We start from the raw sequence: 7893 nt of genomic DNA, 5'->3' as shown, positions 1-7893 counted from the left end.
TTCGGCGCCGCCTCTCGTTCGGTGAAGCGGCTTATACGGCCACTCCCACAAACCGTCAACAGCCAATTGTCAAAAAACTGTCGTTTTTTTCAAGTGACTGATTTTACAAAGAAAAAATCGGCACCGACTTGCACGTCCACGCATTTGCCCACTTTTGCCGGGTGAACACGTTGGCGCCCTCGTCAATCCCTATATGGGAACTCTGGGCCAGAGTTAAAAGACCGGGTTTCCCCTTTACCCTTTGGTGATCAGCAGCAGCACCACAAACATGGTCGGCACTGCGGCAAGCGCCGGCAGGATGATCGCGGGATAGCCGAATGCGACAATGGCGAGCAGCCAGACCAAAAGCAGATTGACCACGAACAGGACCTTGGCGGTCGTCGGTCCGTAAATCGCTTCCCTCAACATCCAGCCAAACAGTGGCACGCGGTAGATCATCTGAGCCATGTCGTAACCTCTCTACATCTGCGGTCTGCCCGCAGATAGGCACCCCTACCCTCCACTCACAATGTGGCAAATTGGCTTTTGCCAAACTGTCGCAGTTTGCCGGTCAGTCACGTCGCAAACTGCTGGACATCGCTTCATGACAGGACCTAGTCTCTCCTCTGTGATGGTTCCGCCCCGACAAGACCGGAAGGGCGGACGAAGAGGGAATACGGTGAGGACTACCCATCAGGGGCCGAAACCGTGGCTGCCCCCGCAACTGTGAACGGCGAGCGACGTCCGAAAAGCCATTGGCCTTCAGCTGATAAGGCGGACCGAAGCCCTGACCCGTGAGCCAGGAGACCTGCCATCGCTTGACGCCGTGAACGCGGCATTCACTCTCCCGCGCGGTGGGCGCGGACGAAAGGACATAGTTATGCATATTGAACCCGGCGTCGTGGACGGCGCCAAACTCGCTTTCAGCTACGCAACAGCAGCACTCTCCTTCGGGCTTATCGGCAAGATGGTTGTCGACGACCTCAAGGCGAAAGCGACCCCGACCGGTCTTGCGGCCAGGACCTTGATCACGACAGCTCTCGTCTTCTCCTTCTTCGAAGTCCTGCCCCATCATCCGGTCGGCGTCTCCGAAGTGCATCTCATCCTCGGCTCGACACTCTTCCTGATCTTCGGGGCCGGCGCAGCCTCGATCGGCCTGGCTCTTGGCCTCCTGCTCCAGGGGCTGTTTTTTGCGCCGTTCGATTTGCCGCAATACGGGATGAACGTCACGACACTGATCGTGCCGCTCTTTGTCATCAGTCAGCTCGCCGCGCGGCTCATTCCGGAAAAGAAGGCATATGTGGATGTCGGCTATAAGGATGCACTTGCACTATCCACTGCCTATCAGGGCGGGATCGTCGCCTGGGTCGCCTTCTGGGCGCTCTACGGCCACGGCTTCTCGGCTGAGAGCATCTCAAGCATCGCAACCTTCGGTGCCGCCTATATGATGGTGATCCTGGTCGAGCCGCTCGTGGACCTTGCCGTGCTCGCCGCCGCCAAGTCGCTTCGGCAGGCGACGGACAACGGCCTCTTCAACGGTCGCCTGCATCGCGCAGCCGTCTGACCACCTTTGATATGAAAGCGCATGGGCAAGCCTCATGCGCTTTTTCTTTGAAACCGCCGCCTCTTTCGGGTACCGCGGGACAACGGGCACACCGTCAAACTTGCCACAGCCGACGAGACATCGAGGACATCCATGCGCATCCTTTCCGAAGCCCACTATCCGGAACTGCCGAACTACTATCGCGGCAAGGTGCGTGAGAACTACGACCTTCCAGACGGCAGCCGCATCATCATCTCGACCGATCGTCTGAGCGCCTTCGACAGGATCCTCACCTGCATTCCCTATAAGGGCCAGGTTCTGACCCAGACGGCACGCTACTGGTTCGAAAAGACCAGCGACATCTGCCCGAACCATGTCATCTCCTATCCCGACCCCAACGTGGTGATCGGAAAGCGCCTGGAGATCCTGCCGGTCGAGATCGTGGTCCGTGGCTACCTCGCCGGTACCACCGGGACATCGATCCTCACTCTCTATAAGAAGGGCGAGCGTGAGATGTACGGGATCAGCCTGCCAGACGGCATGCGCGACAACGAAAAGCTCCCGACCCCGATCATCACGCCAACCAGCAAGGAATTCGATGGTGGCCACGACGAACCGCTGACGCCCGACGAGATCGTCGAGAAGAAGCTTTTGACGGCCGAGCAGTGGGAAACGCTGTCAACCTATGCATTGGCACTGTTCGCCCGTGGCCAGAAGCTTGCCGCCGAGCGCGGCCTGATCCTCGTCGACACCAAATATGAATTCGGCACGGACGAAAACGGCACGATCATCCTCGCCGATGAAATCCACACCCCTGACAGCAGCCGCTACTGGATTGCCGACAGTTACCAGGCGAGCTTTGAAAAGGGAGAGCGCCCGCAGAGTTTCGACAAGGATTTCGTCCGCGCCTGGGTTGCCGAACGTTGCGATCCCTATGTCGATGCCATTCCGGAAATCCCGGCATCACTGGTCGAGGAGACATCGAAGGTCTATATTAGGGCATTCGAAGCGATCACGGGGCTGCCGTTCCAGCCTGATGACACAGGCGAAAGCCCCTTCGCCCGTATCCGCCAGAATCTGGCATCGTACTTCCCCTGAGAAAGGTGGCCCCATGGATCAGGACCCTCGCGCACGATCTGGCGCATGCTGCCCCGACAAGGGTGCCGGCGTTCCCGTGCGTCGTGCGCGCAGACCCGCTGAGGAGACGCGCGAAGAGATCCTGAACACCGCCGAGAAGCTTTTCCGGACCCATGGCTATGCCAGCGTCACGATTGCAGACATTGCGGCCGAACTGTCGATGTCGCCGGCCAATGTCTTCAAGCATTTTCGAACCAAGACGAGCCTTGTTGATGCGATTGCCACCCGCGCGATCGAGCAGACGCTCCATGCATTGAAGTCTCTGGCCAGCGACAAGCCCGCCCCCGAACGGCTTTACGCCCTCGCCCACCATCTCATGCAGGAGCACCTCTCCGAGCAAAAGGATGCACCCTTCGTGTTCGAGATGATCCTCGTGACGATCACAGAGGAACTCGATTGCGGCGATCGGTACCGCGAGATCGTCGTCGGCATGATCGCGGAAATCATCCATGCCGGCATTCGGGAAGGCGTCTACCATGCAGGCGACGTGCCGCGATTGGCAAACACATCCTTCGATGCACTGGCCTGCGTCATCCACCCTGTCATGACGGGAATGGAGAAGGCTGGCATAATGGCAACACGTTGTCGGGAAGTCGTCGCCCTGATCGATACTGCACTGCGGTCACCACTTGCAAAGTGACGATTGTTCATTTACGTCACTTCGACTGAAGAGAACCGCCTCCCTTGGATGCGCCCTTTCTCGCCGTCTCGCCAGTGCCTGATTTCAGCGGCGCTGGTCCATGACTTGTAATGTTCTGTGACCTTTCTCAGTGGGATTCCTTGATGCGCCCAAGCTTCAGACTTGCCTCCGCCATTCTCGTTTGCACCGCCGTCCTGGCGGGTTGCTCCGATCAGGGAACGGCTGACAACGGCGGCGCCGCAGGGGCTGGCGGCGAACGGCCACCTGCAGCCGTGAGCGTTGTGGTGATGAAGAAGGCACTGCAACCGCTGACAAGTACCCTGCCGGGACGCGCAGCCGCCTTCCAGACCGCAGAAATCCGCCCACGCGTGAGCGGCATCATCAAGGAAATTGCCTTCAAGGAAGGCAGCGAAGTTCAGCCGGGCGATCTGCTCTACAAGATCGAAGACGACACGTACCGCGCCGCCCAGGCCCAGGCCCAGGCCAGTCTGCAGAAGGCTGAAGCCGGCGTGCCGACGGCCCAATCCAACCTTGCGCGTCAGGAACGGCTGGTCGGCAGCGGCGCCACCCAGGTGGAACTCGAAAACGCCCGTGTGACGCTTCTGCAGGCTGAGGCAGATGTCGCTCAGGCAAACGCAGCGCTGCGCTCAGCCGAGATCGAACTCGCTCTCACAGAAATTCGCGCCCCCTTCGAAGGCGTGACCACTGCGTCGCGCTACTCGGTCGGCAACGTCGTCACCGCAAACCAGACCGACAGCCTTATGACCCTGCGCCGTCTTGATCCGATCTACATCGACCTGACGGAATCGAGCGTCAATCTTCTTCGTCTGCGCGAGGCCATCACCGAGGGTCGCATCAACCGCAATGAAAACGGCGCATCCGAAATCCGGCTGACGCTTGAGGACGGCCACGAATACCCAGTTGTCGGAAAGCTCGACATGTCGGAAATGGCGGTCAGTCAGACGACCGGTACCTATTCAATCCGTGCTGTGTTTGACAATCCCGATGGCCTTATCCTGCCAGGCATGTACGTCCGCGCCACGGTGACCGTCGGCACGGAAGACGGCTTCCTGATCCCCCAGCGGGCAGCCACGCGCAGCGCCAATGGAGAGCTTTCGGCAAAATTCGTCACGGCAGAGAACACGGTCGAGACCCGGATCTTCGACGAAGCGCAGGTTTCCGGCAACAACTGGCTCGTGGCCAGCGGCATCAATGATGGCGACAAGCTCATAGTCGACGGCTTCCAGTGGATTGGCGACGGCGCCCCCGTCCAGCCGGTCGAAGCGCAGATTGATGAGAACGGGATCGTCCAGGAAACTGCGGCGCCGGCTGCCGCCCCTGCCGCACAACCCTGATTGTGCGACAGACAAGGCAATCGAGGCGTAGAGGATAATCCATGGCCCAGTATTTCATTCGACGCCCGATCTTCGCATGGGTGATCGCGATCATCATCATGCTCGGCGGTGCGCTCGCGATTTCGACGCTGTCGATTTCGCAGTACCCGGAAATTGCACCGACAACCGTGCAGATATCGGCAAGCTATAATGGCGCAAGCGCGGAGACGGTGGAGAAGTCAGTCACATCGATCATCGAAGACGGCATGACCGGCCTTGATGACCTGACGTATATGACGTCATCGTCGAGCACCGGCTCGGCCTCCGTATCGCTGACCTTCGGCAACTCGATCGATCCCGAAATTGCCCAGGTTCAGGTCCAGAACAAGCTGCAGCTCGTCCAGTCGCAACTGCCGGATATCGTCCAGTCGGCCGGCATATCGGTGACACGCTCGACCTCGAGCATCCTGCTCGTCGGCGCACTGGTGTCCACCGATGGCGCCCGCAGCAATGTCGAACTCGGCGACATTTTCTCCTCGCAGATCGAGGATCAGATAAAGCGTCTGGAAGGCGTGGGAAGCCTTGAAGTGTTCGGTACCGGCTACGCCATGCGCGTCTGGCTCGACCCGTTCAAACTCAACAAGTTCCAGCTGACACCGACGGACGTAACCTCCGCCATCCAGGCGCAGAACACGCAGGTTTCCGTTGGCGCCCTCGGCAGCCAGCCGGCGCCGGCGGGTCAGCAGCTGACGGTCACCGTGACCGCTCAAAGCCAGCTGCAGTCCGTATCCGACTTCGAATCCATCATCCTGAAGACCGAGACAGACGGCGCCACCGTGCGACTGAGCGATGTCGCGCGCATCGAGGTCGGCCAGGAAAGCTACGCCACCAAGACCCGCTCCAACCGCAATCCGGCGACCGGCTTCGCCATCAATCTGGCGACCGGTGCCAATGCACTGGATACGGCAGAACGCGTGAAGTCGCAGCTTGCAACAATCGCACCATCGCTGCCGGAAAACGTGGTGATCACCTACCCCTACGACACCACGCCCTTCGTGCAGCTGTCGATCGAAAAGGTCGTTCACACCCTGCTCGAAGCCATTGTGTTGGTCTTCGTAGTCCTGCTCGTCTTCCTTCAGAACCTGCGCGCCACCATCATTCCTATGATTGCGGTGCCCGTCGTTCTTCTCGGTACCTTCGGCATCCTCGCGTTGACGGGCTACTCGATCAACACGCTGACCATGTTCGCAATGGTTCTGGCGATCGGTCTGCTTGTCGATGACGCGATCGTCGTGGTTGAAAACGTCGAGCGCATCATGTCCGAGGAAGGACTATCTCCGCTCGAGGCAACCCAGAAGTCCATGGGCGAGATCACCGGCGCAATCGTCGGCATCGCCCTCGTCCTGACGGCCGTCTTCATTCCGATGGCCTTCTTCGGCGGCTCGACCGGCATCATCTACCGCCAGTTCTCCGTGACCATCGTCTCGGCGATGCTGCTTTCTGCTGTCGTCGCTCTTGTTTTGACGCCGGCGCTCTGCGCGACGATGCTGAAGCCGGTCGACCATCACAAGCCGAAGGGCGGTCTTGGTGGCTGGTTCAACCGTAACTTCGATCGCGCGACCGGCGGTTATGTCTCGTCCATCGGCTATCTTCTCAAGCGTCCGCTTCGGGTCATGCTGATGTTCGCGATCGTGATCGCTGGCATGAGCTGGTTCTTCCTGCGCCTGCCTTCCTCCTTCCTCCCGGAAGAGGATCAGGGCGTGCTGATGACGATCGTCCAGCTGCCGAACGGCGCAACTGTCACGCGCACCGAAGAGATCATAAAGAAGATCGAGGACTACTATCTCGATAAGGAAAAGGACGCGATCCAGGACGTCTTCTCCGTCTCCGGCTTCTCCTTTGTCGGTGCCGGCCAGAACTACGCGCTGGTCTTTGCCAAGCTTAAGGACTTCGAACTGCGCGAAGACCCGCAGCTTGCCGCGCCTGCCGTCGTACAGCGCGCCATGGGCTATTTCTTCACGCTTCGTGACGCTATGGTCTTCCCACTGGCGCCGCCTGCGATCCCCGGTCTCGGCACGTCGAGTGGCTTCTCCATGTATCTGGTGGACAGCGGCAATAGAGGCACCGAAGCACTGACGGCCGCATCTCAGCAATTGATGCAGGTGGGCAGCTCCAATCCGAACGTGAGCTCGCTGCGCTCGAACAACCCGCCGGCTGAAACCCAGTTGAAGCTTCTGCTCGACCAGGAAAAAATGGGCGCCATGGGCCTCGACATCGCAACGGTCAACAGCATGCTGTCGACCATCTTTGCGGGCCGTGACGTCAACGACTTCACCCTGAACGGCGAACTGAAGCCGGTCTATGTCCAAGGCGATGCACCCTACCGCATGCAGGAAACCGCGATCAACGACTGGCACGCCCGCAATGCCAACGGCGAGATGGTTCCCTTCTCGTCCTTCATCAAGACGCAGTGGATCAGCGGCGCACCGACGCTCAGCAGGTTCAACGGCGTCGGCGCCATCTCGATGGAAGGGGCAGCAGGCGGCGGCGTGAGCTCCGGCACGGCCATGGAGACGATGGAACAGCTGACCGCCGATCTGGGTGGTGGTTATACCGTAGCCTGGCAGGGCATCTCCTACCAGGAGCGCCTGTCCGGTTCGCAGGCCCCCATGCTCTACGCGCTCTCGGTTCTGATCGTCTTCCTCTGCCTGGCAGCCCTCTATGAAAGCTGGTCGATACCGTTCTCCGTCATCATGGCGGTGCCGGTGGGTGTCCTGGGAGCGGTCGCGGCGGCCTATGTCTTCGGCCAGTCCAACGACGTCTATTTCAAGGTCGGACTGCTCACGACAATTGGTCTAGCGGCAAAGAACGCGATTCTGATCGTGGAGTTCGCGAAGGATCGCCAGGCTACCGGAATCAGTGTCATTGATGCAACACTCGAAGCTGCAAAGCTCCGGTTGCGCCCCATCATCATGACCTCGCTCGCCTTCATTCTGGGTGTGGTGCCGCTGGCGATCGCGACCGGTGCGGGCTCTGCAGCACAGAATTCGATTGGTATTGGCGTCCTAGGCGGCATGTTTACGGCTACGGCGCTCGGAATCTTCTTCGTACCGTCGTTTTTCGTCATCATCCGGCAGATTTTCGGCGGTGCAAAACCGAAGGAAGCGCTGTCGTCGTCGTGATTGACAAACTATGTTAACCAACTAATGCGTAGGCTGCTGCGGTAGCCTGCGTGTGTAAGTCGGTCGTTGGCTCGAGGT

6 protein-coding genes and 1 riboswitch are annotated in these 7893 nt (G+C 59.6%); of the genes, 5 read left to right on the top strand and 1 reads right to left on the bottom strand.

What is annotated here, in order from left to right; translation table 11 throughout:
- Window positions 1–234 precede the first annotated feature (234 nt).
- Window positions 235–447, bottom strand: a complete 213-nt coding sequence (locus IP85_RS05305; RefSeq protein WP_054148635.1) for a hypothetical protein — start codon at window positions 445–447, stop codon at window positions 235–237.
- A gap of 147 nt (window positions 448–594) precedes the next feature.
- Window positions 595–810: riboswitch (cobalamin riboswitch) on the top strand.
- Window positions 811–859: 49 nt separating this feature from the next.
- Here IP85_RS05305 and IP85_RS05300 point away from each other — a divergent pair.
- The 5 genes from IP85_RS05300 to IP85_RS05280 all read left to right on the top strand — a co-directional run bounded on the left by IP85_RS05300 (window position 860) and on the right by IP85_RS05280 (window position 7815).
- Window positions 860–1543 (top strand): energy-coupling factor ABC transporter permease, encoded by a 684-nt coding sequence (locus IP85_RS05300; protein WP_054148634.1) that lies wholly within the window; start codon window positions 860–862, stop codon window positions 1541–1543.
- Between the two features lie 132 nt (window positions 1544–1675).
- A complete protein-coding gene (locus IP85_RS05295) occupies window positions 1676–2620 on the top strand; it encodes a phosphoribosylaminoimidazolesuccinocarboxamide synthase (RefSeq protein WP_054148633.1) in 945 nt (314 codons plus the stop codon).
- Between the two features lie 13 nt (window positions 2621–2633).
- Window positions 2634–3299 (top strand): TetR family transcriptional regulator, encoded by a 666-nt coding sequence (locus tag IP85_RS05290; RefSeq protein WP_054148632.1) that lies wholly within the window; start codon window positions 2634–2636, stop codon window positions 3297–3299.
- Between the two features lie 143 nt (window positions 3300–3442).
- A complete protein-coding gene (locus IP85_RS05285) occupies window positions 3443–4654 on the top strand; it encodes an efflux RND transporter periplasmic adaptor subunit (RefSeq protein ID WP_156322742.1) in 1212 nt (403 codons plus the stop codon).
- A gap of 41 nt (window positions 4655–4695) precedes the next feature.
- Complete coding sequence (locus IP85_RS05280) at window positions 4696–7815, top strand: efflux RND transporter permease subunit (RefSeq protein WP_054148631.1); 3120 nt, start codon at window positions 4696–4698, stop codon at window positions 7813–7815.
- Window positions 7816–7893: the final 78 nt, after the last annotated feature.

It is taken from the genome of Rhizobium sp. AAP116, assembly GCF_001295785.1.
Taxonomy (GTDB): Bacteria; Pseudomonadota; Alphaproteobacteria; order Rhizobiales; family Rhizobiaceae; genus Allorhizobium.
Note: the sequence above shows the minus strand (reverse complement) of the source record. Positions and strands in the feature narration are given on the sequence as shown.